24 protein-coding genes are annotated in these 25,208 nt (G+C 71.5%); 9 read left to right on the top strand and 15 right to left on the bottom strand.

The features are described 5' to 3' along the window. Positions 1-2 precede the first annotated feature (2 nt). Together ABZ342_RS24450 and ABZ342_RS24445 are read right to left on the bottom strand one after the other, a co-directional pair. Positions 3-617 carry a VOC family protein gene (locus ABZ342_RS24450; RefSeq protein WP_360477073.1) on the bottom strand — a complete coding sequence of 205 codons (615 nt, stop codon included), beginning with the start codon at positions 615-617 and terminating at the stop codon, positions 3-5. Positions 618-624: 7 nt separating this feature from the next. Beyond that, positions 625-1,962, bottom strand: coding sequence for a S8 family serine peptidase (locus tag ABZ342_RS24445; RefSeq protein ID WP_360477070.1), 1,338 nt, complete (start codon positions 1,960-1,962; stop codon positions 625-627). An 80-nt stretch (positions 1,963-2,042) separates the two neighbouring features. Here ABZ342_RS24445 and ABZ342_RS24440 point away from each other — a divergent pair, with 80 nt between their 5' ends. Next, entirely contained in the window at positions 2,043-2,576 is a 534-nt protein-coding gene (locus tag ABZ342_RS24440; protein WP_360477067.1) for a methylated-DNA--[protein]-cysteine S-methyltransferase, read from the top strand. Between the two features lie 128 nt (positions 2,577-2,704). On the opposite strand, the gene ABZ342_RS24435 is transcribed toward ABZ342_RS24440, so the two are convergent. The 3 genes from ABZ342_RS24435 to lysX all read right to left on the bottom strand — a co-directional run bounded on the left by ABZ342_RS24435 (position 2,705) and on the right by lysX (position 7,309). Continuing rightward, positions 2,705-3,265 (bottom strand): DinB family protein, encoded by a 561-nt coding sequence (locus ABZ342_RS24435; RefSeq protein WP_360477064.1) that lies wholly within the window; start codon positions 3,263-3,265, stop codon positions 2,705-2,707. 89 nt (positions 3,266-3,354) lie between these two features. Beyond that, positions 3,355-3,927 carry a hypothetical protein gene (locus ABZ342_RS24430; protein ID WP_360477061.1) on the bottom strand — a complete coding sequence of 191 codons (573 nt, stop codon included), beginning with the start codon at positions 3,925-3,927 and terminating at the stop codon, positions 3,355-3,357. 64 nt (positions 3,928-3,991) lie between these two features. After that, positions 3,992-7,309: a bifunctional lysylphosphatidylglycerol synthetase/lysine--tRNA ligase LysX gene (gene lysX / locus ABZ342_RS24425; protein WP_360477088.1), complete on the bottom strand. Its 3,318-nt coding sequence runs from the start codon at positions 7,307-7,309 to the stop codon at positions 3,992-3,994. A 245-nt stretch (positions 7,310-7,554) separates the two neighbouring features. Here lysX and panB point away from each other — a divergent pair, with 245 nt between their 5' ends. Beyond that, positions 7,555-8,427: a 3-methyl-2-oxobutanoate hydroxymethyltransferase gene (panB, locus tag ABZ342_RS24420; protein WP_155549962.1), complete on the top strand. Its 873-nt coding sequence runs from the start codon at positions 7,555-7,557 to the stop codon at positions 8,425-8,427. On the opposite strand, the gene ABZ342_RS24415 is transcribed toward panB, so the two are convergent. Together ABZ342_RS24415 and ABZ342_RS24410 are read right to left on the bottom strand one after the other, a co-directional pair. Continuing rightward, positions 8,424-9,293 (bottom strand): cytochrome c oxidase assembly protein, encoded by an 870-nt coding sequence (locus ABZ342_RS24415; RefSeq protein ID WP_360477058.1) that lies wholly within the window; start codon positions 9,291-9,293, stop codon positions 8,424-8,426. The genes panB and ABZ342_RS24415 overlap by 4 nt on opposite strands. Position 9,294: 1 nt before the next feature. Further along, the gene (locus tag ABZ342_RS24410; protein ID WP_360477055.1) at positions 9,295-10,224 is read right to left on the bottom strand and encodes an undecaprenyl-diphosphate phosphatase; all 930 of its coding nucleotides are present in this window, start codon (positions 10,222-10,224) and stop codon (positions 9,295-9,297) included. Positions 10,225-10,653: 429 nt separating this feature from the next. Here ABZ342_RS24410 and pip point away from each other — a divergent pair, with 429 nt between their 5' ends. Next, the gene (gene pip, locus ABZ342_RS24405) at positions 10,654-11,598 is read left to right on the top strand and encodes a prolyl aminopeptidase (protein ID WP_155549965.1); all 945 of its coding nucleotides are present in this window, start codon (positions 10,654-10,656) and stop codon (positions 11,596-11,598) included. Here pip and ABZ342_RS24400 read toward each other — a convergent pair. Next, positions 11,584-12,135 (bottom strand): TetR/AcrR family transcriptional regulator, encoded by a 552-nt coding sequence (locus ABZ342_RS24400; protein ID WP_155549966.1) that lies wholly within the window; start codon positions 12,133-12,135, stop codon positions 11,584-11,586. The genes pip and ABZ342_RS24400 overlap by 15 nt on opposite strands. 59 nt (positions 12,136-12,194) lie before the next feature. On the opposite strand from ABZ342_RS24400, the gene ABZ342_RS24395 reads away from it, so the two are divergent. After that, positions 12,195-12,974, top strand: coding sequence for an SDR family NAD(P)-dependent oxidoreductase (locus ABZ342_RS24395; RefSeq protein WP_360477051.1), 780 nt, complete (start codon positions 12,195-12,197; stop codon positions 12,972-12,974). Between the two features lie 82 nt (positions 12,975-13,056). Then, positions 13,057-13,449, top strand: coding sequence for a peptidase inhibitor family I36 protein (locus ABZ342_RS24390; RefSeq protein ID WP_360477048.1), 393 nt, complete (start codon positions 13,057-13,059; stop codon positions 13,447-13,449). A gap of 1 nt (position 13,450) precedes the next feature. On the opposite strand, the gene ABZ342_RS24385 is transcribed toward ABZ342_RS24390, so the two are convergent. Genes ABZ342_RS24385 through ABZ342_RS24365 form a run of 5 tightly spaced genes read right to left on the bottom strand, consistent with a single transcriptional unit; the run spans position 13,451 to position 18,811 of the window. Then, on the bottom strand, positions 13,451-14,248 hold the full coding sequence (locus ABZ342_RS24385) for an ABC transporter permease (RefSeq protein ID WP_360477045.1): 798 nt from the start codon (positions 14,246-14,248) through the stop codon (positions 13,451-13,453). 8 nt (positions 14,249-14,256) lie between these two features. Continuing rightward, positions 14,257-15,096, bottom strand: a complete 840-nt coding sequence (locus ABZ342_RS24380; protein WP_360477042.1) for an ABC transporter permease — start codon at positions 15,094-15,096, stop codon at positions 14,257-14,259. A gap of 1 nt (position 15,097) precedes the next feature. Next, the gene (locus ABZ342_RS24375; RefSeq protein WP_360477039.1) at positions 15,098-16,300 is read right to left on the bottom strand and encodes an ABC transporter substrate-binding protein; all 1,203 of its coding nucleotides are present in this window, start codon (positions 16,298-16,300) and stop codon (positions 15,098-15,100) included. A 10-nt stretch (positions 16,301-16,310) separates the two neighbouring features. After that, positions 16,311-17,381: an ABC transporter ATP-binding protein gene (locus ABZ342_RS24370; RefSeq protein ID WP_360477036.1), complete on the bottom strand. Its 1,071-nt coding sequence runs from the start codon at positions 17,379-17,381 to the stop codon at positions 16,311-16,313. Between the two features lie 8 nt (positions 17,382-17,389). Then, a complete protein-coding gene (locus tag ABZ342_RS24365; protein WP_360477033.1) occupies positions 17,390-18,811 on the bottom strand; it encodes a gamma-aminobutyraldehyde dehydrogenase in 1,422 nt (473 codons plus the stop codon). A 110-nt stretch (positions 18,812-18,921) separates the two neighbouring features. Between ABZ342_RS24365 and ABZ342_RS24360 the strand changes: the two genes are divergently transcribed. Then, the gene (locus tag ABZ342_RS24360; protein WP_360477030.1) at positions 18,922-19,656 is read left to right on the top strand and encodes an FCD domain-containing protein; all 735 of its coding nucleotides are present in this window, start codon (positions 18,922-18,924) and stop codon (positions 19,654-19,656) included. A 35-nt stretch (positions 19,657-19,691) separates the two neighbouring features. Further along, the gene (locus tag ABZ342_RS24355; protein WP_360477027.1) at positions 19,692-20,402 is read left to right on the top strand and encodes a cache domain-containing protein; all 711 of its coding nucleotides are present in this window, start codon (positions 19,692-19,694) and stop codon (positions 20,400-20,402) included. Here ABZ342_RS24355 and ABZ342_RS24350 read toward each other — a convergent pair. Further along, positions 20,399-20,797: a hypothetical protein gene (locus tag ABZ342_RS24350; RefSeq protein ID WP_360477024.1), complete on the bottom strand. Its 399-nt coding sequence runs from the start codon at positions 20,795-20,797 to the stop codon at positions 20,399-20,401. The two genes, ABZ342_RS24355 and ABZ342_RS24350, sit on opposite strands and share 4 nt — an antisense overlap. Before the next feature lie 34 nt (positions 20,798-20,831). Continuing rightward, the gene (locus ABZ342_RS24345) at positions 20,832-22,271 is read right to left on the bottom strand and encodes a PucR family transcriptional regulator (RefSeq protein WP_360477021.1); all 1,440 of its coding nucleotides are present in this window, start codon (positions 22,269-22,271) and stop codon (positions 20,832-20,834) included. A gap of 104 nt (positions 22,272-22,375) precedes the next feature. On the opposite strand from ABZ342_RS24345, the gene gabT reads away from it, so the two are divergent. Both gabT and ABZ342_RS24335 read left to right on the top strand, forming a co-directional pair. Further along, a complete protein-coding gene (gene gabT / locus ABZ342_RS24340) occupies positions 22,376-23,731 on the top strand; it encodes a 4-aminobutyrate--2-oxoglutarate transaminase (RefSeq protein WP_360477018.1) in 1,356 nt (451 codons plus the stop codon). Next, complete coding sequence (locus tag ABZ342_RS24335; protein ID WP_360477015.1) at positions 23,728-25,155, top strand: aldehyde dehydrogenase family protein; 1,428 nt, start codon at positions 23,728-23,730, stop codon at positions 25,153-25,155. The genes gabT and ABZ342_RS24335 overlap by 4 nt, the downstream gene beginning before the upstream one ends. The last annotated feature ends 53 nt before the right edge of the window (positions 25,156-25,208 follow it).

Genomic DNA, 25,208 nt, shown 5'->3' with positions numbered 1-25,208 from the left:
CCTCAGCTCAGGGCGACCTGGCGGCCTTCCGGGGTGCGGAGGGCCGCGTTCAGGCCCGCCTTGTCGGCGCGGCGGACCAGGAGCTCCAGGCCGAGCGCGTCGGTCGCCGTCCGGACCGACGCCGGGTCCGGGTGGGCGCCGGTGACCATCAGCAGCGGGATCGACGGCAGGCCGCGCGTGGTCGGGTGAGGCGTGCTGCCCCAGTCGATGAGGAACGGGCGGAGCGTGCCCGGCGCGCTCGGCGGGGTCAGGCGCCACCGCAGCAGCTCGCCGTCCGCGGTCTCGCGGGACATCTCGAGCGCGTCGCCCGGGTCGAAACCGTGCGCGCGGGCCTCGGCGATCGTCGCGTCGAGGTCGGTGGTGCGGACGGCCCACGCGACCAGCGCGGGCTCGGTCAGCTCGTCGATGCCGAACGGCCGCGGCGCGTCCGGCTCGGGCTGCGCCGGATCCGGGCCGACGACCTCCAGGTACATGCCGGCGCCGAGGTCGGCGAGGTGGTTGGCGGTGCCGAGGCCGACGTGGCTGCCGCCGGGGGCGGGCGTGACGCCGGTGAGCGCGGTGACGCGGGCGACGGCCTCGGCGAGGTCCGGGCCGGCGTAGACGAGGTGATCGAGCACGGCGCCATCATCCCGCGCCGACGGCGCTCGCCGCATCGACCATCCCGTGGCCGTAGTAGGTCGTGCCGGCCTTCGTCTCCCGGCAGACCGTGTCGGGGCACGGGAGCGGAGCCGCCGTCTCGTAGAGGGCCCGCTTGACGCGCTCGGCGCTCCACCACGGGTGCTCGCTCGCGATCAGCGCGGCGACGCCGCTCGCGTGCGGCGCGGCCATCGACGTCCCGCTCGCCGACCGGTATTCGCCGTTCGGCCAGGTCGACCAGACGCGCGCGCCGGGCGCCGCGACGCTGATCCGGGACGCGGAGTAGTTGGAGAAGCCCGCCTTCAGCAGCTTTTCGTCGAGCGCGCCGGTGCCGACGACGCCGGGCAGCTCGTGCGGCAGCCGCGTGCAGGTCGGGTCGATCGTGCGTTCCACCGGGGTGCTGTCGGCCGGGCTTTCGCGGTCGACCGAACGCGTGTCGAGGTCGATGCCGGCGTTGCCCGCGGAGGCGACCACGAGGACGTTCCGGCGCTGGGCGTAGGCGACCGCGCGGCCGACGGCGAGCTTCGCCGCGGCCTGGTCCGGCTGGTCGTCGCAGTTGTAGCGCCACGGGATCGAGCGGTAGCTGTTGTTGGTGACGGCGAAGCCGTGTTCGGCGGCCCAGACGAACCCGCAGACCATGCTTTCGGCCGTCTCGGTGTCGTCGAGCTCGGCGAGCTTCACCGCGGCGATGCGGACCCCGGGCGCGACGCCGACGACGCCGGATCCGTTGCGGGCCGCGGCGATCGTGCCCGCGACGTGCGTGCCGTGACCGTCGAGGGTCGGCCGCCAGGCGCCGGGGCCGCGGTCGGCCCAGCCGGACAGGCAGGACACGGAGTTCTTGGCGTCGAACGCTTTCGTCAAGTCGGGGTGGGTGTCGTCGACGCCGACGTCGAGCACGCCGACGAGGGTGCGCTTGCTGCCTTCGGTGACTTCGTGCGCTTCGGGCAGGTGCAGCGCCGCGACGTCCCAGGCGGTGCCCTCGGGCGGCACCTGGCCGGAGTTCGGCGAGTTCGGCCCGGTGTAGCGGAGGTCCTTGCGGGGCGCGAAGAACTCCTTCGGGATCTTCGCGGTGCGCGTCGCGCCCACGGCGTCGATGCCGGGAGACTTGCGGACCTTCGCGGCGAAGTCGTCCTTCGCCGTGTACGCGACGACAACGCCGATCTGGGGGTAGCTCGCGACCACCGTGCCGCCGGCTTTACGGATGACGTGCTCCGCCCACGACGTGTGGTGCGTGACGACGACGTGCGGCATGACCAGCGGATCCGCGGCCGCGGGAGCGACGATCAGGCCGAGCAGGATCGCCGTCACCAGGAATACTCGCCGCACCCAAGCCTCCTCGAATCGCCCAAACCGAACTTAGCGATCATTCGCGGCGGCGACACCCTCTTCGGTCGTAGGCTGACGGGATGACGACGGGGCTCACGGTGTTCGACACGGCGATCGGCGTCTGCGGGCTCGCCTGGCGCGGGGACGTCGTGGCCGGGACGTCGCTGCCCGACGGGGACGCTTCCCGCACCCGCGCGTCGCTGGCCCGGCGCTTCCCGGACGCGGTCGAGGGCCCGCCGCCGGCGCCGGTGCAAGCCGCGATCGACGGGATCGTGGCGTTGCTGGCCGGGGCGCGGGTCGAGCTGGCTTCGGTCCCGTTGGACTTCTCGGGCGTGCCGGAGTTCAACCGGCGCGCGTACGAGATCGCGCGGACGATCCCGCCGGGCCGGACGCTGACCTACGGCGACATCGCGCACCGGCTCGGCGTGCCGGGCTCGGCGCAGGCCGTCGGGCAGGCGATGGGGCACAACCCGTTCCCGATCATCGTGCCGTGCCACCGGGTCCTGGCGGCCGGCGGCAAGGACGGCGGGTTCTCGGCCCGGGGCGGGGTCGGGACGAAACGCCGGATGCTGGTGATCGAGGGCGCGCTGGCCGACGAGCCGACCCTGTTCTGACCGGCCTGCTCACCACCGGGGCGAGCGGGCCGCGAACGGACGACACGCGTACCTGGACGGTCAGCTCGCGTACCTGGACGGACGACTCGCGTACCTGGATGGACGACACGCGTACCTGGACGGACGACTCACGTGGCTGGGCTCCAGGGCTTCATCCAGGGGGTCGCGGGCCAGCCCTCCGCCGCCGCCATCAGGGGGATCGCCGTGGCGCCGTCGACGTGCTCGCGGATGATGTCCGCGTGGCCCGCGTGGCGGGCCGTCTCCTCGATCAGGTGCAGCAGCACCCAGCGGACCGACCACGCCTCGACGTCCTGCGGGTACCACGGGACGCCCTTCGGCACCGGGACCGGCCGGCCGAGGTCCTCGATCCCCGCGATGACCTCCGCCGTGCGGGCCGCCACCTCGTCGTAGCGCGCCAGGACGCTCGCCAGCGTCTCCGACGGCCCCAGGCTGTAGGCCGCCTGGTAGTCCGCCATCGCCTCGTCGAACGGCTTCTGCGGCAGCCCCAGCAGGATGTCGATCCAGCCGTCTTCCGTCGACGCCACGTGCTTGACCAGGCCGCCCACCGACAGCGAGCTCTTCGTCGGCGTGAGCCGGGCCTGCTCGTCCGTCAGCCCGTGGGCCGCCACCTTCAGCACGTGCCGCTGCTGCTCCAGGTACCGCAGCAGCCCGTCACGCTCGTCGGCCACCGGGGCACGTTTCCCGCCATCGAGATCAGCTCCTTCGCGCTCGTCCCCGGAATCGTGCCACCCACCACCGACATTTCCGGCGCGACCGCTCAGCCGCCCCGGGGCGCGTGCCGCGGCGCCGGCTTGATGAAGGCGTACGCCCCGCCGACGCCGTACAGGACGGCGCGCACCACCTGCTGGAACCGGCTGACCACACCTTCGGCCGTGTCCAGCTGCCGCGCGAGCACGAGCGCGGCCCAGGTGACCAGCACGATCACGAGCCCGGCGACGGCGAGCGCGCGCCAGCCCGGCGGCCACCACAGGATCAGGCTGATCACCCCGACCGTGAGCACGACGGTCGCCAGCAACGAGAGCACGTCGCTCTGCTCCGGGTAGGCGGCCTGCAGCAGCGCGACCACCCCGAACACGCTCACCGAGATCGAGCTGAGCCGCGCCGTCCAGTGGACCGGGCCGAGCCGGTGCAGCGGGGGCCCGGCGAGCAGGAACGCGACCCCCGAGACGGCCAGCAGGACGCGGAACACCGGCGGGCCGGTCAGCAGCGCCTCGACCGGGTCGTGCACCGGCGAGACGCCCGTCGGGAGGAAGAACTCCAGGAGCCATCCCGAATACGCGAGGACGGCCAGTCCCATGAGGAGGGCCGAGGCTATCCGAGCCGTGCGCACGAGGCACACATTAAGCGACCCCGGCCACCTCGGCCGCACCACCGTGATCAGACCGACCGAGTCGTTACGCCTGCGGACGGACGAAGGGGAACAGGACCGTCTGGCGGATCGAGGCTCCGGTGAGCATCATGAGCAGCCGGTCGACGCCCAGGCCGAGCCCGCCGGTCGGCGGCATGCCGTGCTCCAGGGCCAGCAAAAAGTCTTCGTCCAGCTCCATCGCTTCGACGTCTCCGCTCGCCGCGCGCAGCGACTGGGCCTCCAGCCGACGCCGCTGCTCGATCGGGTCGGTCAGCTCGGTGTAGGCGGTGCCGACCTCGGATCCGAACGCGATGAGGTCCCAGCGCTCGGCCAGCCGCGGGTCCTCGCGGTGCTGGCGGGTGAGCGGCGAGACGTCGGTCGGGTAGTCCGTGTAGAAGGTCGGCAGCACGGTCGCGCCCTCGACGAGGTGCTCGAACGCCTTGAGCACGAGGTCGCCGTGGCTCGGCTCCTCCCCCACCGGCACGCCCGCGGCCTCGCACAGCCGCCGCAGGTCGGCGATCGACGTCCCCGAGCCGACCTGCTCGCCGAAGGCCGCCGAGACGGCGTCGTGCACCGTGATCACCGGCCAGTCGCCGGAGATGTCGTGCTCGACGACCCGGCCGTCCGCGTCGGGCCGGCGCACGACCTGGGCGCCGTACGCGGCTTCGGCCGCGTGCTGGACCAGCTCGCGCGTCAGCGTCCGCATCGTGTCGTAGTCGGCGTACGCCTGGTACGCCTCGAGCATCGTGAACTCGGGGTTGTGCGTCGCGTCGACGCCCTCGTTGCGGAAGTTCCGGTTCAGCTCGAAGACGCGCTCGACGCCGGCGACGCACAGCCGCTTCAGGTACAGCTCGGGCGCGATCCGCAGGTACATCCGCATGTCGTAGGCGTTGATGTGCGTGACGAACGGACGCGCGTTGGCGCCGCCGTGGACCGTCTGCAGCATCGGCGTCTCGACTTCGAGGTAGTCGGCGTGGTGCAGGCGCTCGCGCACCGCGCGGACCACCGTGGACCGCAGCCGCAGCATGGTCGTCGAGTCGGGGTTGACCGCGAGGTCGAGGTAGCGCTGCCGCACCCGCGTCTCCGGGTCGGTGAGGCCCTTCCGCTTGTCCGGCAACGGGTGCAGGCACTTCGCGGTGACCGTCCACTCGTCGACGAGCACCGAAAGCTCGCCCCGCTTCGACGTCACGACCTGGCCGCTGACGCCGACGTGGTCGCCGAGGTCGACGCCGGTCCGCCAGCCCGTGAGGTCGAGCTCGCCGGCCTCCAGCATCAGCTGGATCTCGCCGCTGAAGTCCTTGACGCGCGCGAAGCACAGGCCGCCGAGCGTGCGCATCGCCAGCACACGCCCGGCGATCCGGACGCGGTGGCCGGTGGCGCTGTCCGGCTGCAGCCCGGCGAACTTCCTGACGACGTCGCCGATGTGGTCGTCCCGGCGGAACCCGACCGGGTACGGGTCGATCCCGGCCTCGCGCAGCTTTTCGAGCTTGGCCATCCGGACGCGGACCTGGTCCGGCCGCCGGGCCGGCTTGGCCGCCGGGACCGCCGCGGACTCCTCGATCTCCCGGACGCGCGCGACGAAGTCGTCGCCGACCGTCTCCAGGCGCAGCGCCCGCGACCGTCCGGTCGGGACGAACCCTTCGAGCGCGCCCGCGACGATGCCGACGCGCGGGAGCCGCCGCGCCGAGGAGTAGCAGAGGAACCGCGGCTCCCATTCCGGCCCGTACTTGGCGTTGGACCGGTACAGCGACTCCAGCTGGAAGAACCGCGACGCGAGGCTGAGGACCCCGCGCCACGCCCGCAGCACCGGGCCGGCGCCGATCCGCTCGCCCTCGGAGAAGACCGCGCGGAACATCGCGAAGTTGAGCGAGATCCGCTGCGCGCCCAGGTGCTGCCCGGCCGCGACGACCTCGGCGATCATGTACTCGTTGAGGCCGTTCTCGGCGTCGCGGTCACGGCGCATGAGGTCCAGCGAAAGCCCGCGCCTGCCCCACGGCACGAACGACAGCAGGCCGCGCAGGTCGCCGCGGGCGTCGTAGGCCTCGACCATGACGCTGCGGCCGTCGCTCGGGTCGCCGAGCCGGCCCAACGCCATCGAGAACCCGCGTTCGGTCTCGGCGCCGCGCCAGGCCTGGGCGCGGGCGAGCAGCTCGGCCATCTCGTCGTCGGGGATCTCGCCGTGGCGGCGCACGCGCGAGGTGTAGCCGGCCCGCTCGATGCGCTTGACGGCCTGGCGCACCGAGCGCCGTTCCGGCCCGGCGAGGCTGAACTCGCGGATGTCGAGCACGGCTTCGTCGCCGATCTCCAGGGCGCGCAGGCCCGCGTCGGTATACGCTTTCGCGCCGCGCTCGCTCGCGCCCAGCACACCCGGCGTCCAGCCGTACGTGCGCGTCTCGTCGAGCCACGCGCGGACGGCGTCCGGCCACGCCTCGGGGTCGCCGATCGGGTCGGCACTGGCGACGCTGGTGCCGCCGAGCACGCGGTACGTCACCGCGGCGCGGCCGCTCGGCGAGAAGACGACGCTCTTGTCGCGCCGGGTGGCGAAGTAGCCGAGGGAGTCGTCCTCGCCGTGTTCGGCGAGCAGCCGGCGGACGCGAAGCTCCTCTTCGTCCGTGCGCAGGCGACGGCTGCGCACGCCGCGGAAGAGCGTGTACAGCGCGGCGGTGGCGACGGCGGTCGCGCTCAGGTCGATGAGGACGTCCAGCCAGGCCGGCCCCTCGCCGACGCCGATCCGGCGCAGCTGCAGGTTCTCACCGGTGGCGTGGTTGACGACCCACGCGAAGCGCTCCCACGAGTCGCCGAGGTGGCCGGGAAACGCCTCCGCCAGCCCCCAGCCGACCAGGACCACCGCGGCGAGCCCGCCGAGGAGCACGGTCAGGCCGTCCCGCCAGGCGCTCGGCGCGAGCCGGGCGGGGAACGCCCTGCGCAGCGTGAGCAGGAAGACGATCAGGGCGACCGACAGCACGTCGGCCGCGGTGAGGGCCCACAGCTGGACGGGGATGTGCCGGACCTGCTTCGACCCGAGCGAGAGCAGCTCGGGCGACCACAGCAGCGTCGCCTGCAGGGCGAGGGTGAGCACCAGCCCGGCGACCTGGAACAGCACCAGCGTGTACAGCGCGGCCTTCTTGCGGCGGCGCAGGGCGCCACCCAGGACCACCAGCAGCAGCACCATCACCAGGCTCGCGCTGGTCGGCACGCTCAGGCTCGAGAACGCCATGTCGATGCCGTTGAGCAGGCGCCCGTGCGGGCCGTTCGTGAACAGCAGGAGCACCGAGAAGACCGCGGCCAGCTGGACCACGGTCGCGACGATGCCGCCCGCCTTCGCCTTCCAGGCGGGGAGGCGCGTGCTCGCGAGGGTTCCCATCGTTGGTTTCGTCGCCTTTCGCGGCCGATCGGTCGTCATGCCCTCTTCTTGACGTAAGTGAACCCGGGTTGGTTGTCCACGGACATCAACCTGAAGGACGACAGCTTGTCGTCCCTTCGCACGAGGGTGTGAAGCTGGTCCCACGGGGGTGGGTCCCGGCGCGGGAGCGTGTCACGCTTCGGGACACCTCTGCTCCACGACCCGGGGACCTCGCCGAGGCCTCGAGGGAAGGACGGTCGACGACGATGTCTGCTACCGCGAACGGGCCCGAAGAACCCGCCCCCTACGGCACCGGATCGGCGCCCAAGCCGGCTTCGGGCCGGAAGGTCCGCGTCCACCACCTGCGCGAGCTCAAGGAACGCGGCGAGCCGTGGCCCATGCTCACCGCGTACGACATGTACACCGCCGCGCTGTTCGACGAGGCCGGGATCCCCGTGCTGCTCGTCGGCGACTCCGCGGCCAACAACGTCTTCGGCTACGACACGTCGCTGCCGGTGACGGTCGACGAGCTGTTGCCGCTGGTCCGGGCGGTCGCCGGCGCGGTCAAGAAGGCCCTCGTGGTCGCCGACCTGCCGTTCGGCTCCTACCAGCTTTCGCCGGAGCAAGCGCTGGCGACGTCGGTTCGGTTCATGAAGGAGGGCCGCGCCCACGCCGTGAAGCTCGAAGGCGGGCGGCGGTTCGCCGCGCACGTCGAGGCCCTCACGTCGGCCGGCGTGCCGGTGATGGGCCACATCGGCTTCACCCCGCAGAGTGAGCACAACCTCGGTGGCTACCGGGTGCAGGGGCGCGGCGAAGCGGCGGACGCGCTGCTCGCCGACGCGCTGGCGCTGCAGGAGGCCGGGGCGTTCGCGGTGGTGATGGAGATGGTGCCCGCCGAGGCCGCGAAGCGCGTCACGGCGGAGCTGAAGATCCCGACGGTCGGCATCGGCGCCGGCCCGGACTGCGACGCGCAGGTGCTCGTCTGGCAGGACATGGCCGGGCTGCGGCGCGGGAAGGCGCCGCGGTTCGTCAAGCGCTACGCCGACGTCGCGACGGTGCTGCAGAACGCGGCGACGGCGTTCGCGGAGGACGTCCGGCGCGGCGAGTTCCCGGCCCCGGAACACGCTTTCCACGACTAACCCCGCTCCCTGAACCGCTCGGCGAGCGCCGGGTCGTTCTCCCACCACAACCCCGACGTCGATGCGGCGCCCGAAGCGGCTTCTTCGTCCAGCTGGACGTCGATCTGCTTCGCGCGCCGCTCGTCGTCGCGGGCCCAGCGGACGAACAGCGCCACCACGAACGGCAGGCCGGCGACGTCGCCGCCGATCCACAGCACGCCAGCGCCGATGATCTGGTCGGTCCGCGGATCCGGGCCCCGGCCGGGGTGGGCGGCCGCGTAGTGCGCGGGCGCCAGCAGCGGCCCGAGCCAGAGCACCAGGCCGAGCGCGCCGTCGAAGATCACCTCCGTGAACGCGATCCACACCGAGACCAGGTGCGGGTCGCGCCGCGGGGTCGGGTCGAGCCCCAGGCGCGTCCAGAAGTACGTGAAGCCCGCCAGCACGAGCGCGAGCCGGACCAGGCCGTCGACGACCGGGGACCGCAGCGTGAGGTCGTAGAGCGGGGTCAGGTAGAGCACCAGCAGCGGCACGACCAGCGCGAGCGTCACGACGGGCGGGAACGTCAACGCGCGGGCGAGCGGGCCGCGGCCGTGCCGGCGCGCCCACCGAGCCGGCACGGTGTCGAGCAGGAGCCGGATCGGCGAGCCCAGGGCCAGCAGGAGCGGCGTGATCATCAGCAGCGTGATCGTCTGGACCGCGCGGACCCAGAAGAACGTCGTGTCGTAGACCGCCAGCGGCGAGCAGGTGACGACCACGATCGTCGCCAGGCCGGCGAGGAACGCCGCCGTGCGGCCAGGCGGCCAGGTGCGGCGGCGGGTGGCGCGCACGTAGAGCGTGCCGAAGACGAGCACGGCGAGCACCGCCGGGACGTCGAGGGTCAGCGGCACGTCACACCGCGAAGAAGATCAGGCTGCCGATTCCGGCGACCACGCAGTAAATGGCGAAGGGGGTCAGAGTGCGCGTTTCGAAGTAACCGGTGAGGAAACGGACAGAAATGTACGAAGCGACCCCGGCGACGACACTGCCGACGAGGGCCGGCCCCAACGAAGCGTGGTTCTCGGGGGCGAACAGCGTCGGCATCTTCAGCACGCCCGCGGCGAGGATGACGGGAGTGGCGAGCAGGAAGGCGAAGCGCGCGGCGTCCTCGTGACCGAGCCCGCGGCGCAGGCCGGCGACCATGGTGATGCCCGAGCGGCTGATGCCCGGCAGCAGCGCGAGGATCTGGGCGGCACCGATCAGCACCGCCTCGCCGATGCGCAGCTTCGCCAGCCGGACGTCCGTCGCCTCCTCGACCGAGACGGCCCGCATCACCATGGTGTCCTCCGCGGAGAAGTCCACAGTGTCCTCTTCCGCCGCGGCCTTGCTCGGCCGCGAGAACTTCTCGGCGGCGTAGAGGACTCCGCCGTTGAGCGTGAGGAAAATGGCCGCCGGGACCGGCTTGCCGAGGTAGTCGCGCAGCACGCTTTCGAGCAGCAGGCCGGCCAGCCCGACCGGGATCGTGGCGAGCACGAGCAGCCCCGCGAGGCGCTGGTCGGGGGTGCGGACTTCGCGGTGGCGGATCGACGTCCACAGGCCGCGGATGATCCGCACCCAGTCCTTCCGGAAGAACAGCACGAGGGCCAGCGCGGTGGCGACGTGCATCGCGACGAGCACCGCGAGGTACGGCGAATCCTTGCTGATGCTCAGGTCCCGCTGCCACTGCCCGCCGAGCCAGGCGGGCAGCAGGATGCTGTGGCCGAGACTGGACACCGGAAACAATTCCGACACCCCTTGCAAGGCGCCGACGACAATCGCCTCGACGTAGGTCACCGCGGACATTCCGGGCCTTTCCGTACTGCTTTTCGAAACTCCGACACCGGAACGTACCGGCCCATCCGTTAACACGCGGCAAGGGGCACGGCATCGCTCAGCATCCCCTCAGCCAGTGTTCACGTACATGAACTTCAATCATGTCCTTGACTGACGTTCGGACCTTGGCTTAGCGTTTAGCCCGTCGCCGCCACGACGAAGCTTCGAACCCTCGACGAGGAGGATGGGAATGCGTGTGCGGACCACCGGCCGTCGTGACCACACCGACGCCCTCGTTCCTCCTCGCTCGGACGTCACCCGCAGGACGTCCGAGCCCACGGACGGGAGCCCGCTCAGCCCGGCGGCGGGGGCGGGCTCCCACCTTTCCTGGCCGTCGTCCCGGCACCCGGCGGCGAGGCGCCGGGGCGACGGCCAGGCCCCTCCGGCAGAGTGTCGGGCATGGACGAGCTCTACCCGCCGATTCCCCCGCGTGCCGAAGGGTTCCTGGACGTAGGCGACGGGCACCGGATCCGCTGCCAGGAGGCGGGGAACCCGGCCGGGAAGCCGGTCGTGGTGCTGCACGGCGGGCCCGGTAGCGGGATCGCACCGATGGCTCGGCGGCACTTCGACCCGGCGGCCTACCGGATCGTCCTCTTCGACCAGCGTGGTTCGGGCCAGTCGACACCGGGCGCGGACGACCTGGGCGCGAACACCCTGTGGCACCTGGTTTCCGACATGGAGAAGCTGCGCGAACGGCTCGGCATCGAGCGCTGGCAGCTCTTCGGCGGATCCTGGGGCGCGACCCTCGCGCTCGCCTACGCGCAGACGCACCCTTCCCGCGTCAGCGAAATCATCCTGCGCGGCGTCTTCACCGTGCGGCGCGGCGAGCTGGACTGGATCTACCGGGGTGGCGCCGCGAACCTGTTCCCGCGCGAGTGGGAGGCCTTCCTCGCCCCGATCCCGGCTTCCCGGCGCGACGACCCCCTTTCCGCGTACGTCTCGCTGCTCGACGATCCGTCCGAAGAGGTCCGGCACCGCGCCGCCATCGCGTGGAGCACCTGGGAAGGCGCGACGGTGTCCGTGCAGCCGCAGGAGTCCTTCGTCCGCCAGTACGCGGAACCGGCGTTCGCGCTGACGTTCGCGCGGCTCGCGGTCCACTACTTCCGCCACGGCGCGTGGCTCGAAGAGGGGCAGCTGATCCGCGACGCGGGCAAGCTCGCGGACATCCCCGGCGTGATCGTGCAGGGCCGGTACGACACGGTGTGCCCGCCGGTCACCGCGTACGAGCTGCACCGGGCGTGGCCGGGTTCGCGGCTGGAGCTGCTGGAAGGCGCCGGGCACGCGGTGACGGACCCGGGCGTGCTGGCCGCCCTGCGCGCGGCGACGGATTCATTCCGCCAGTAGCACCGAGAACACCTTTTCGAGCTTCTTCACGACGACGGCTTCGTCGGCGCGGTTCAGTTCGGTACTGCCGATGAGCGTGCGCATCACCCAGAAGCCGGCGATCACCGCGAGCGCCAGCGCCGGTCCCGTCCTGCCCTGATCGGGCAGGACGTCGGCGAGGTGCTTTTCGACGTGCCGCTCGATGCCCGCGCGCAGGATCTCCGCGGCGCGCGGGTTGGGCGCCGACCGCAGCATCAGCAGGAACGGGTCGAGCTGCCCGGCGTCCGGGGCGGTCCGGCGCACCAGCGCGGCGGCGATGTCCGCGGCGAGCGTCGCGGGGTCGTCGGTGAGCACGGTCCGCTCGGCCATCGCCGCCTCGACGACCTCGGCGAAGAGGCCTTCCTTCGAGCCGAAGTAGCGGTTGACGAGCATCGCGGTGACCCCGGCGGACTCGGCGATCTCGCGCACGCCGACGGCGTCGTACCCGGCCCGGGTGAAGGCGTCGAGCGCCGAGTTCAGGATGGCTTCCCTGGTCGCGGCGGCGTTGCGAGGTCTCATGTATACGAGTGTAGACTTATCGTAAGTCTACAGGTGTATACCTCTTGGGAAGGTGCTTCATGGATCTCGAAATCGCTGGTAAGCGCGCTCTGGTCACGGGTTCCAGCGCGGGCCTCGGTGCCGCGATCGCCCGGCTCTTGGCCGCCGAAGGCGCTTCGGTGGTGGTGCACGGCCGGGACGTCTCCCGCGCTTCGCGGGTCGCTTCGTCGATCGGTGCGGCCGGGGTGGCGATCGGCGATCTGTCGACCGACGCCGGGGCGGACGCGGTGGCCGCGGCCGCCGGGGACGTCGACATCCTGGTGAACAACGCCGGCTCATACGACCACCTGGGGTGGACGGACGCGACGCCGGAGGTGTGGGCGTCGACGTACGAGGCGAACGTGGTGTCGGCGGTCCGGATGATCCAGCGGTGCGTGCCGGGCATGCGGGCGCGGGGCTGGGGCCGGGTGGTCCAGATCGGCGGCGGGCTGGCGATCCAGCCGATGGCGATGCAGCCGCACTACACGGCGACGCTGGCGGCTCGGCACAACCTGGCGGTGTCCCTGGCCCGCGACCTGGCGGGTACGGGCGTGACGTCGAACGTGGTCGCCCCGGGCGCGATCCTGGTGGACTCGGTCCGCGAGCTGCTCACGACGATCGCGCCCTCGCACGGGTGGGGTGATTCGTGGGAGGACATCGAGCCGGCGGCGGCGCGGGACCTGGTCCCGAACGACGTGGGCCGGCTGGGGCGTCCGGAGGAGATCGCGGCGGCGGTGGGCTACCTGGTGAGCCCGGCGGCGGCTTACGTCAGCGGCGCGACGATCCGGGTCGACGGTGGCACGATCCGATCAGTGCACTGACCTTGGCCGGTAGGGGTCGACGGGTGCGGACGACCGGCGTTTTCCGGCTATCGTCGGCCCTCCACGGCTTCGGGGAGGAACCATGCGGGTCAAGGCATTCCTGTGCGCGGTGCTGAGCGCCGCCGGACTGGCCGTCGCTCCGGGGGCGGCGTCGGCCGCGGCTGCCGAGTGCAGCATCGACTTCGACCACATCTGCCTGTGGTCGGACATCAATTACCACAACGGCTACGGCGCTTGGGCGGGCTCGGTGGCGAAGCTTCCGACGGCCCTGAACGGCAAGGTGTCCAGCCTCGAGAACATCATGCCCGGTGCGGTTTTCTTCTTCTCCGGCGAGAACTACGGCGGCAGCTCCTTCTGCATCGAACCAGGCGACGTGGACCACGACCTGACCGCTCGCTACGGCGGCGGCATCAGCTGGAACGACCGCATCAGGTCGTTCCGGTACTACCCGGGCGGGTTCTGCAACCTGCCGTGACTCAGAGCCGGCCGCCCGACGCCGTGTCGCCGGACAGCCTCTGGGCCAGGTACACCGGGACCGTCGACACCACGATCAGCACCGCCGCCACCACATTGACGATCGGGGCCTGGTTCGGCCGGAACAGGTTGTTGTAGATCCAGATCGGCAGCGTCTCCATGCCCGTGCCCAGGGTGAAGGTCGTCACGATGATCTCGTCGAACGAAAGCGCGAACGCCAGCAGGCCGCCCGCCAGCAGTGCCGAGCGCAGCATCGGGAACGTCACCAGGCGGAACGTCGTGAACCCGGTCGCGCCCAGGTCCATCGACGCCTCTTCGAGGTTCCCGCCCATCCGGCGCAACCGGGCCACCACGTTGTTGAACACCACCACGATGCAGAACGTCGCGTGCGCGATGATCGCCGTCAGGAGGCCGAGGTCGATGCCGAGGATCGTCCGGAACGCGTTGTTCAACGCGATGCCCGTCACGATCCCCGGCAGCGCGATCGGCAAGATGATGAGCAGCGACACCGGGTTGCGCCCGAAGAACCGGTAGCGCTGCAACGCGAACGCGGCCATCGTCCCGAGCACCAGCGCGATCGCCGTCGCCGCCAGGCCCGCCTCCACGCTCGTCCACAACGCGTGCAACGCGCCCTCGTTCGACGACGCGCGGCTCCACCACTCCAGGGTGAACCGGGACGGCGGCCAGCCGAACGTCGTGTCCGCGTTGAACGAGTTGAGCAGCACCACCAGCAACGGGAAGTAGATCACCGCCAGGCCGAGGCCCAGCGCCGTCCACAACAGCGCCCGAGACGTCCGCACCGAGCCTCCTAGAGGTTGTCCAGCGCGCCGGTGCGGCGCACCGCGGCCAGGTACACGAGCATGATCACGACCGGCACCGTCGCGACCGTCGCCGCGAACGGCAGGTTGTTGGCCGCGCCGATGTTGTCGTAGACGACGTTGCCGAGCATCTGGGACGTGCCGCCGACGATCTTCACCGCGATGTAGTCGCCCAGCGACAACGAGAACGTGAAGATCGAACCGGCCACGATCGCCGGGAACGTCAGCGGCAGGATCACCGACCGGAACGTCCGGAACGACCGCGCGCCGAGGTCGCCCGACGCGTCCACGAGCGAGTCCGGCAGCCGATCCAAGCCCGCGTAGATCGGCAGGATCATGTACGGCAGCCACAGGTACGACAGCGTGATGATCGTCGCCGTGACGCCGTAGCCGGGAGAAATCCCGCTCAGGGCGCCGTTGCCGGACAGCATCGACCGCCACGCGTACGCCTTCACCAGGTAGCTCGCCCACAACGGCGTCATCACCGCGATCACCAGGATCCGCTGCGCCCGCGGCGACGCCAGCTTGGCCATCGCGAACGCCATCGGAAACGCGATGACGGCGTCGATCACCGTCACCAGCGCCGCGATCCCGACCGTGCGGAAGGTGATCGTGCGGTAGACCGCGTCGCTGAACAACGTCGTGAAGTTGTCCAGCGACCACTCGATCGTGACCTGACCGGTGAACGCGTCCGTGTGCCAGAACGCCGTGACGAACAACGCGGCCAGCGCGCCCAGGTAGGCCAGGCCGAGCCAGAGCAGCGGGGCCGAGAGCAGGAAACCCAGGCGCAGCTTGGGCTTCCGGTAGAAGAACGCCGAGAGCGCGGTCATGTCAGCCCTTGATCTCGGTCCAGGCCTTCGTCCACTCGCCGTAGTCCTTGCACTTGACGTCCGTGCGGCCGTCGAGGCACTGCGGGATCGGCGTGGTCCAGTAGGCGATCTTCGACGCGTACCCGGCGTCACTGGCGTGGTAGGTGTCGCAGAGCGTCTTGTCCGTCATCTCCGCGCACGCCTTCGTGTTCGCCGGCGCCTCGCCGAAGTACTCGGCGACCTGGGCGTTCACCTTCGGGCTGATGATGTAGTCGAGCCACTTGTACGCGCACGTCTTGTGCGCCGACTTCGCCGCGACCATCCAGGTGTCCGACCACCCGGTCGCGCCCTCGCTCGGCACCGACGCCTCCAGCGGCGCGCCCTCGCCCTTGGTCAGGTTGACCGTGACCTGCCAGGCGGTGCCGACGACGGCGTCGGCGTTCTTCAGCGCCTGGGACTCCTTGAGGTAGTCCGACCAGTACTCGGACACCAGCGGGCGCTGCTGCTTGAGCAGGTTCACCGCGGCGGTGAACTGCTTGTCGTCGAGCGCGTACGGGTTCTTGATGCCGAGGTCCGGCTGGTGCGCCATCAGGTACAGCGCGGCGTCGGCGATGTAGATCGGCGAGTCGTAGGCGATCACCTTGCCCTTGTAGGGCGAGTTCGCGTCGAACATCACCGACCACGACGTCGGCGCCGGCGTCACCTTGTCCGTGCGCCAGGTCAGCAGGTTCGCGCCCCAGCCGTGCGGGATGCCGTAGGAGACCCCACCGACGCTGTTCCACGACTTGTCCTTGAGGAACGGCTGCACGTCGGCGTAGTTCGGCACCAGCGCGGTGTTCACCGGCTCGGCGTCCCCGGAGGCGACCAGCCGCAGCGACGCGTCGCCCGAGGCGGACACGACGTCGTACTGCCCGGTCTTCATCAGCGTCACGGCCTCGTCGGAGGTGCCGAACGGCTTGACGTTCACCTTGCAGCCGGTCTGCTGCTCGAACGGCGTGACCCAGTTGACCTTCGGGTCGTTGGAGCCGTTCTCCGCGTAGCCCGGCCAGGCCAGCACGTTCAGCTGCCCTTCCGGCTGGCCGAGCGCTTTGAGCGCCTCCAGCTTCGGCGGGGTGAAGCCCTGCGCGCCGGGCGGCGCGGCGGAGTTCGAACCCGATGTGCCACATGCAGCCAACAGCAGGCTTGCGCCGAGGAGCCCGGCCAGCCGCGTCTTCCTGTTCTTCATGGCAAACCCTTCACTGACCGGGAACCTGGAAACTGTGTTCGTGGCGCCAGCTGAGCCGGACGCGGCCCTCCGCCAAGGCGCCGTCGGTGTTCTGCCGGACGACCGAAAGCTGTCCGCCGGCGTCGAGCGCGACGGTGTACCGCACGGTCGCGCCCGCGTAGACGACGTCGGTGACCGTGCCGGTCGCGCTGGTGTCCCCCACGGCGGCGGGCTCGGACAGCTCGGCGTCGAGGCGGATCTTCTCCGGCCGGATGCTGAACAGCCCCGGCCGGCCGATGACGGACTCGGCGCCGCGCCCGCCGAGCAGGTTCGACGTGCCGACAAACCCCGCGACGAACGCGCTGGCGGGGCGTTCGTAGACCTCTTCCGGTGGCCCGACCTGCTCGATCCTGCCGTCGTTGAAGACCGCGATCCGGTCGCTCATGGTGAGCGCCTCGTCCTGGTCGTGGGTGACGAAGACGAACGTGATGCCGACGTCGCGCTGGATCTGCTTCAGCTCGAGCTGCATCGCCTGGCGCAGCTTGAGGTCCAGCGCGCCGAGCGGTTCGTCGAGCAGCAGCACCTTGGGCCGGTTGACCAGCGCGCGGGCGAGCGCGACGCGCTGGCGCTGGCCGCCGGACAGCTGCGAGGGCTTGCGCGAGCCGTAGTCGTCCAGCCGCACGGTCTTCAGCGCTTCGAGCGCGCGCTCGCGGCGTTGCTGCTTCGGGACGCGCTTGACGCGCAGGCCGTATTCGACGTTCTGCTGCACGGACATGTGCGGGAAGAGCGCGTAGTCCTGGAACACCGTGTTGACGTCGCGCTCGAACGGCGGGAGCTGACTCACGTCCCGGCCGTCCAGCTCGATCGTGCCCTCGGTGGGCAGCTCGAAGCCGGCGATCATGCGCAGCACGGTCGTCTTGCCGGAGCCGGACGGCCCGAGCATCGAGAAGAACTCGCCGGGCGGGATGTCGAGGTCGAGGCCGTCGACCGCGTGGACGTCGCCGAAGTGCTTGCGCAGCCCGGAAAGCCGGATGGCCGGGCCGTCGGTCGCGCTCGGCGGCGGGGCGTCCTCCCGCGTCTCGGTGGGTGCTTGGTTGGGCATCGTGACCCTCACAGTGCGCTCATCACGTGCTTGACGCGGGTGTAGTCCTCCAGTCCATAGAGCGAGAGGTCCTTGCCGTAGCCGGACTTCTTGAACCCGCCGTGCGGCATCTCGGCGACCAGCGGGATGTGGGTGTTGATCCAGACGCAGCCGAAGTCGAGCTTCGCGGCCAGCCGCATCGCGCGCTGGTGGTCGCGGGTCCAGACCGAGGACGCGAGGGCGTACTGGACGCCGTTCGCGGACTTCAGGGCCTCGGCTTCGTCCTGGAAGCGCTGGACGGTGATCACCGGGCCGAAGATCTCGTTCTGGCTCATTTCGTCGTCCTGCTTCAGCCCGGAGACGACGGTGGCCTCGTAGAAGTAGCCCTCGTCACCGACCCGATTCCCTCCACAGTGGACGGTCGCGTGGGCCGGGAGCCGCTCGATGAAGCCCGAGACCTTCGCCAGCTGGGCCGCGTTGTTGAGCGGACCGTACGCGACGTCTTCGTCGTCGGGCTTGCCGGTCTTCGTGGTTTCGGCCTGCCGCCTGAGCGCCGCGACAAACGTGTCGTGCACCTCGTCGGCGACCAGCACGCGCGTGGCCGCCGTGCAGTCCTGACCCGCGTTGAAGTAGCCCGCGACGGCGATGGCCTCGGCGGCGGCTTCGAGGTCGGCGTCGCCGAAGACGATGACCGGCGCCTTGCCGCCCAGCTCCAGGTGCACGCGCTTGACGTCGTTCGCCGCGCTGCGCGCGACCTCGATGCCGGCCCGGACCGAGCCGGTGATCGACACCATCGCCGGGATGTCGTGCTCGACCAGCGCGCGGCCGGTGTCGCGGTCGCCGCAGACGACGTTGAACACGCCCGGCGGCAGGAACTCCCCCGCGATCTCGGCGAGCAGCAGCGACGACGCCGGCGTGGTGTCGGACGGCTTGAGCACGACCGTGTTGCCGGCGGCGAGCGCGGGCGCGATCTTCCAGATGGCCATCAGCAGCGGGTAGTTCCACGGCGTGACCTGCGCGCAGACGCCGACGGGCTCGCGGCGGACGAAGGACGTGTGGCCTTCCATGTACTCGCCGGCCGAGCGGCCTTCCAGTACGCGCGCGGCCCCCGCGAAGAACCGGATCTGGTCGAGGACCATCGGCATCTCTTCGGCCAGGGTCAGCGCGATCGGCTTGCCGGTGTTCGCGGACTCGACGGCCACGACCTCCTCGGCGCGGGCTTCGAGGGCGTCGGCGATCTTCAGCAGGGCGAGCTGGCGCTGGGCCGGGGTCGTCGCGCGCCAGGTCTCGAACGCGGTCGCGGCGACCTGCAGCGCGTTGTCGACGTCCTCCGGTCCGGCGATCGGCGCGGTGCAGTAGGGGCGTCCGGTGACCGGGTCGACGATCTCCGCCGTCCGGCCCGACTTCGAGTCGACGTACGCGCCGCCGACGTAGTGCTTCAGCTCCTGCACGGTGGACTCCTCCAGCGATCGGGGCTAAAACATATAAGTCCATATGTAATAGGACAAGAGGATCAGGCAAGATTGGTGCGAACGGGTACTCGGGCGGACGAAGGGTCACGATGCGCAAGGGCATGTCGCACAGCGCGCGATCCGCCATGTTCGCGCCGCTCGGCCAGGTCGGCCGGGCGGAAGCGGTGGCGGCGCGGCTGGTCGACGCCATCACGCTCGGCCTGCTCGCCGATGAGGAGCAGCTGCCCAGCGAAGCCGACCTGGCCGCGCAGTTCGGCGTCTCGACCGTGACGGTCCGGGAAGCGCTCGTGGCGTTGCGGCAGCAGGGGCTGGTCGAGACGCGGCGGGGGCGCAGCGGCGGCAGCTTCGTCCGCGCGCCGGCCAACCCGCCCCCGGACGAGTGGCGCTCGCGGCTGCGCGAGGTGTCCTTGTCCGACCTGCGCGACGTCGGCGACCACTACCTGGCGATCGCCGGCGCCGCCGCGAAGCTCGCCGCCGAGCGCAGCTCACCCGAGGACGTCGCCCGGTTGCGGCTGGCGACCGACGACCTCCGCACGGCGCACGGCATCGACTTCACGCGGGCGGAGCGGCAGTTCCACCTCGAGGTCGCGGCGGCGGCGCAGTCGCCGCGGCTGACGCACGAAGAGCTCCAGCTGCAGACCGAACGCGGCGGGCTGCTGTGGCTCCCGCTCGGCGCGGGGTCGCCTGCCTGCGAGGAGCACGCGGCGATCACGGCGGCGATCGCGTCCGCGGACGGCGAGCTGGCCCGCAAGCTCACCGAGGAGCACATCCTCGGCGCGCTCGACCGGCTCGCGGACGTGCACCTGGACCTGCTCGCCCCCTAAACTCCGATTTACTCCCGCGCATCGAGGTGAGCACCGTGAACGACACCCGCACGCTGGCCGGCGACGAGGTCGTCGAGCAGGTCTCGGCGTTGGTGGAAGGGGTCTTCGAGCGGCTGAAGCCCCTGCTGGCGGCGGCCGAGTCGGTGCTGGCGGACGCCCCGGCCGCGGCCGCGCTGCACCGGATCCGGCCGCCGGTCACCGAGGCACTGGGCGGGTTGATCGTCGGCGCGGGCTTCGTCAGCGCGCCGCACGTGCTGTCCGACTCCGAGTTCGGTTTCGAGTGGTGGACGGGCTCTGCCGACGAGCCGTCGCAGCTGTTCATCAGCTTGGACCCGGCCGCGGAGAACTTCCTGGACTACACGCGCCAGTCGTGGTTCACGGTCCCCCGCGACACCGGGCGGCGGCACATCAACGGCCCGTACGTGGATTACCTGTGCACCGACGAGTACACGCTGACGTTCACGATCCCGGTGGTCCTGGGCGGCGCTTTCGCCGGAGTGGTGGGCGCGGACGTGTACGTGCGCGAGTTCGAGCGCGCGGTCCGTCCCCGGCTGCGGTCGTTGGGCCGCGGCGCGGCACTGCTGAACGCACAGGGGCGGGTGATCGTGTCGAACAGCGTCCGGCAGCCGACGGGGTCCTTGGTGCGTTCGGCGGACGTCCCGGCGTGGTGGTCGGCGGGCGCGGAGCCGAACCCGGTGCTGCGGCGGTGCGGGGATTCGCCGATCGTCCTGGTCACCGGGGACTAGGGCCCGCCCATCATGGAGTACCCGACGTAGCAGTCCGGCCCGGCTCGCACGACCACGGACATCGGCGCCCCGTCGGGCGCCGGCCCGGCGACGAACACCGGGTGCGCGGCACCGAACCACGTGTCCACCTCGTCGACCTGGGCCAGTGCCACCTCGCCGCCGAGCCGGGCCGACGGCACGCAGTACGGCTCGTCGTGGCACCAGCCGGCCCCGGCGCACGTCGTGTAGCTGCGGTAATCCCGGCCGGCGTGGTGAATGCGGTACGGCAGCCCGCGGTCGCCGGGCAGCGCGTACCCGAAGTGGTTGGCCGTCCACGGCAGGAAAGCGAACCCGCCCGCGGCAAGCACCAGCAGCACCATCACGAGAGCAACCAGTGCCGCGCGTCTCTTGACCACGAGGGGTGGACGTCCGACGCGGCCGGCGAGTTGCTCACGCTTGCAGCGCGACCCACAGCTCCGCACGTACCCCCGGTGAGTCGAGGTCGCGCCCCAGCAGCTCCTCGGCTTTGCGGATCCGGTTCCGCAGCGTGTGCCGGTGCACTCCGAGCCGTGCGGCGGCGGTGTCCCAGTGGCCGTGGTGTTCCAGCCAGCAGCGCAGCGACGTCTCCAGGTCGCCGCGGCCCGTCTCGTCGTGCGCGCGCACCGGGGTGAGCATGCCGCGCGCAAACGCTTGCGCCACCGTGGGCTCGATCAGGGACAGCAGACCTCGGCCCGTGTGTTCCGCCGCCGACACCAGCGGTTTGTCCTCCGCGGACGCCACCTGGGCGGCCAGCTCCGCCTGCTCCAGACCGGCCGCGAAGTCCGTTGTGGACACCGGGCCCGCCAGCCCGCCGTGCAGGCCCCCGATCCGCGTCGCGGCCTCCGCCGCCGGGTCGGCCGGGCCGATCGCGACCACGGACGACCCGCGCCGCGCGGCGAACACCGGCTCGCTCTCCAGCGCCCCCAGCAGCTTGCGCCGCGCGGCGGGCGCACCGACGAACACCAGCACCGACCACGGCGCGTGCGGCGGCTCGCCGCCGGTCTCGGCCAGGACCCGCAACGCCAGCTCCGCCTGGCCGGCCACCAGCAGCTCCAGCAGCCCGGACCGCAGCGCCTGCCGGGCCGCCGCCTGCGCGCGATCCTGTTCCAACGCCAGGGAAAGCACCGAGACCGCGGTGTTGACGATGTGCCGCCCCGCCGTGTCGAGCGACGCGCCGACCGCGAGCACCCGCCGCGCGCTCGTGTCGAGGGTCTGCAGCACGACTTCCTGCCCGTCGAGCGTGACCACCCGGGTGCCGGCGCGAAGCCGCTCCAGCTCTTCGCGCAGCGAAGCGCCGTACGCGCGTGCGCTCGCCGGAGCTGCTTCGGTGACGGTGGTGCGGTCGAAGAGCAGCACCCAGCCGTCGACGAGCTTCGCCAGCTTCCGCAGCACCCCCGGCGGACCGCCGCGACCCACCGCTGTGCGCGTCAGCTCCTGCTGCGCCTTACCGATCCGGACGGTCATCGCGTACTCGTCGGCCGCCACCGCCCGTGACACCGCGCGGGTGATCGCGATGAACGGCGTCTCGCGCGGCACCTCCAGCACCGGCAGTCCCACTTCGGCCGCGGTTTCGACCAGCGCTCGCGGAACCTCGTCGTGACTCAGCCCGACACCGAAGCCGAGCCCGGCCACCCCCGCCTCGACCAGCCGGCGCACGTACGCGGGTGACGTCTCCTCGTCCAATGCCAAGCCAGTGGTCAGCAGCAGCTCGCCGCCTTCGAGGAACGCCTGCGGGTCGGTCAGCTCCGTCGGGTGCACCCACCCGATCGGGCGGTCCAGGAGGTCGTCGCCGGTCAGCACCCGCAACCCGAGCGGCCGGTCGGCGGCCAGTGCGGCCAGCGTGAGTGCCATAACGGCCAATTCTACGCACCTTCTTGTACGGAAAGGCCAGCTGACGGGGGTCGCGCGCGGACTCATCCTGAGGACGTCGACCGCCTTTCCCCAGGGAGCACGCCGTGACCGCAAGCACCACCGCCGAACCGCAGGCCCCGGCGCCCCGGCAGCGCAGGCTGCGCACCGAGATCCCCGGGCCCGTCTCGCGCGAGCTGCAGGAACGCCGCGCGAACGCCGTCGCCGCCGGGGTCAGCTCGGTGCTGCCCGTCTACGTCACGTCCGCGAGCGGCGGGCTCCTCACCGACGTCGACGGCAACGTCCTGATCGACTTCGGCTCGGGCATCGCGGTGACCAACGTCGGGCACTCCGCGCCGGCCGTCGTCGACCGCGTCCGCGAGCAGGCCGGCCGGTTCACCCACACCTGTTTCATGGTCGCGCCGTACGAGGGCTACGTCGAGGTCTGCGAAGCGCTGGCCGAGCTGACGCCGGGCGACCACGCGAAGAAGTCCGTGCTGTTCAACTCCGGCGCCGAAGCCGTCGAGAACGCCGTGAAGATCGCGCGGGTGGCGACCGGCCGCCAGGCCGTCGTCGTGTTCGACCACGCGTACCACGGGCGCACCAACCTCACCATGGGCATGACCGCGAAGTCGGTGCCCTACAAGCACGGTTTCGGGCCGTTCGCGCCCGAGGTCTACCGCGTGCCGGGCTCGTACCCGTACCGCGACGGCCTGTCCGGTGACGCGGCGGCGGCGCTGGCCATCGACCGGATCGAGAAGCAGATCGGCGGCGACCAGGTGGCCGCGGTCGTCCTCGAGCCGATCCAGGGCGAGGGCGGGTTCATCGAGCCCGCGCGCGGCTTCCTGCCCGCGATTTCCGCGTGGTGCCGCGAAAACGGCGTCGTGTTCGTCGCCGACGAGGTCCAGACGGGCTTCTGCCGCACCGGATCCTGGTTCGCGTCCACCGACGAGGACGTCGTCCCCGACCTGATCGCGACGGCCAAGGGCATCGCGGGCGGGCTGCCGCTGTCCGCGGTCACCGGCCGCGCTTCCCTGCTGGACTCCGTCGGCGCCGGTGGCCTCGGCGGCACGTACGGCGGCAACCCGATCGCCTGCGCCGCCGCGCTCGGCTCGATCGAGACGATGAAGACGGAGGACCTGGCCGCGTCGGCGAAACGCATCGAAGGCGTTGTCCTGCCGCGTTTGCGGGCGCTGGCTGCCGAAACCGGCGTCATCGGCGACGTCCGCGGGCGCGGCGCGATGCTGGCCGCGGAGTTCGTGCGTCCCGGGACGAACGAACCCGACGCCGACCTGACCAAGCGCGTCGCGGCGGCCTGCCACCGGGCCGGCGTCGTCGTGCTGACCTGCGGCACCTACGGCAACGTCGTCCGGCTGCTGCCGCCGCTGTCCCTGCCCACTGAGCTGCTCGACGAGGGCCTCGCGGTCCTCGAGCACGCTGTCCGCACGGAGGCTCGCGCATGACTTTCCCCTTCTGGGTCGCCGGCAAGCCGGTGACCGGCGGCGCGACGGCCGTCGTCCACCACTCCTACGACGGTTCTTCCGCCGGCTCGCACTTCGTGCCGTCCGCCGAGGACGTCGAAGCCGCGGTGCGGGCCGCGCACGACGTCGCCGACGAGTTCGCGACGCTGCCCGCGCACGTCCGGGCCGGGGCGTTGGACCACGTGTCCCGAGCCTTGGGTGAGCGGTCCGAGGAGATCGCTCAGCTGATCACGGCCGAGTCCGGCAAGCCGCTGAAGTGGGCGCGCGGCGAGGTCGGGCGGGCGGTCTCGACGTTCCGCTGGGCTGCCGAGGAGGCGCGGCGCTTCTCGGGCGAGCTGCAGCGGCTCGACACCGACCCGGGCGGCACCGGCCGGTTGGCGCTGGTCCGGCGCGTCCCGCGGGGGCCCGTTCTGGGCATCACGCCGTTCAACTTCCCGCTCAACCTGGTGGCGCACAAGGTGGCCCCGGCGATCGCGGTGGGCGCGCCGATCGTGCTCAAGCCCGCGCCGACGACGCCGCTGACGGCGTTGCTGCTGGGCGAAATCCTGGCCGAGACCGACCTCCCGGCGGGGTCGTGGTCGATCCTGCCGGTGGACAACGAGACGTCGTCGCGGCTGGTCGAGGACCCGCGGCTGCCGGTGGTGTCGTTCACCGGCTCGGTCCCGGTCGGCTGGGCGATCCGCGACCGCGTGCCGCGCAAGCACGTGGCACTGGAGCTGGGCGGCAACGGCGCGGTGCTCGTCTGTCCGGATTGGACGGACCTCGACTTCGCGGCGCAGCGGATCGCGACGTTCGCGATGTACCAGGCGGGGCAGTCGTGCATTTCGGTGCAGCGGGTGTACGTGCACTCTTCCGTTTACGACGCTCTTGCCGAGAAGGTCCTCGCGCAGGTCCAGACGCTGCGCACGGGCGACCCGCGCGCAGACGGCGTCGACGTCGGCCCGATGATCAACGAGGACGCGGCTTCCCGGGTTTCTTCGTGGGTCGCCGACGCGGTTTCGGGCGGCGCGCGGCTGCTGACCGGCGGCGGGCGTTCAGGGGCCACCTTCGAGCCGACGGTGCTGGCGGACGTCCCGGAGGACGCGTCGGTGATGGCCGACGAGGTCTTCGGCCCGGTGGTCTCGCTGATCCGGGTTTCGTCGGTGGCCGACGGGGTGGCGCGGATCAACGCCTCCCGCTTCGGGCTGCAGGCGGGCGTGTTCACCCGCGACCTCCCGACGGCGTTCGAGGTGTCGGCGGCGTTGAAGGTCGGCGGCGTGCTGGTGGGTGACGTGCCGAGCTTCCGCGCGGACCAGATGCCCTACGGCGGCGTGAAGGACTCGGGCGTCGGCCGCGAGGGCCCGGCGTCGGCGATGGCGGACTTCACCGAGGAGCGCGTCACGGTCCTGACGGGATTGACGCTGTAATCGTTCGCCCCCCGCCCGGCGCCGGCGTAGGTTCGGGGCCGGGTGAGGAGGGC

Source organism: Amycolatopsis sp. NPDC005961, assembly GCF_040629235.1.
GTDB classification, from domain to species: domain Bacteria; phylum Actinomycetota; class Actinomycetes; order Mycobacteriales; family Pseudonocardiaceae; genus Amycolatopsis; species Amycolatopsis camponoti.
Note: the sequence above shows the minus strand (reverse complement) of the source record. Positions and strands in the feature narration are given on the sequence as shown.

Bases quoted from the DNA above. Each gene is read 5' to 3' on its own strand.
- ABZ342_RS24360 (WP_360477030.1), top strand. From the start codon at position 18,922: ATGCGCAAGGGCATGTCGCACAGCGCGCGATCCGCCATGTTCGCGCCG.
- lysX (WP_360477088.1), bottom strand. From the start codon at position 7,309: ATGGGAACCCTCGCGAGCACGCGCCTCCCCGCCTGGAAGGCGAAGGCG.
- ABZ342_RS24395 (WP_360477051.1), top strand. From the start codon at position 12,195: ATGGATCTCGAAATCGCTGGTAAGCGCGCTCTGGTCACGGGTTCCAGC.
- ABZ342_RS24390 (WP_360477048.1), top strand. From the start codon at position 13,057: ATGCGGGTCAAGGCATTCCTGTGCGCGGTGCTGAGCGCCGCCGGACTG.
- ABZ342_RS24440 (WP_360477067.1), top strand. From the start codon at position 2,043: ATGACGACGGGGCTCACGGTGTTCGACACGGCGATCGGCGTCTGCGGG.
- ABZ342_RS24345 (WP_360477021.1), bottom strand. From the start codon at position 22,271: ATGGCACTCACGCTGGCCGCACTGGCCGCCGACCGGCCGCTCGGGTTG.
- pip (WP_155549965.1), top strand. From the start codon at position 10,654: ATGGACGAGCTCTACCCGCCGATTCCCCCGCGTGCCGAAGGGTTCCTG.
- panB (WP_155549962.1), top strand. From the start codon at position 7,555: ATGTCTGCTACCGCGAACGGGCCCGAAGAACCCGCCCCCTACGGCACC.
- ABZ342_RS24400 (WP_155549966.1), bottom strand. From the start codon at position 12,135: ATGAGACCTCGCAACGCCGCCGCGACCAGGGAAGCCATCCTGAACTCG.
- ABZ342_RS24370 (WP_360477036.1), bottom strand. From the start codon at position 17,381: ATGCCCAACCAAGCACCCACCGAGACGCGGGAGGACGCCCCGCCGCCG.
- ABZ342_RS24380 (WP_360477042.1), bottom strand. From the start codon at position 15,096: ATGACCGCGCTCTCGGCGTTCTTCTACCGGAAGCCCAAGCTGCGCCTG.
- ABZ342_RS24410 (WP_360477055.1), bottom strand. From the start codon at position 10,224: ATGTCCGCGGTGACCTACGTCGAGGCGATTGTCGTCGGCGCCTTGCAA.
- ABZ342_RS24375 (WP_360477039.1), bottom strand. From the start codon at position 16,300: ATGAAGAACAGGAAGACGCGGCTGGCCGGGCTCCTCGGCGCAAGCCTG.
- ABZ342_RS24335 (WP_360477015.1), top strand. From the start codon at position 23,728: ATGACTTTCCCCTTCTGGGTCGCCGGCAAGCCGGTGACCGGCGGCGCG.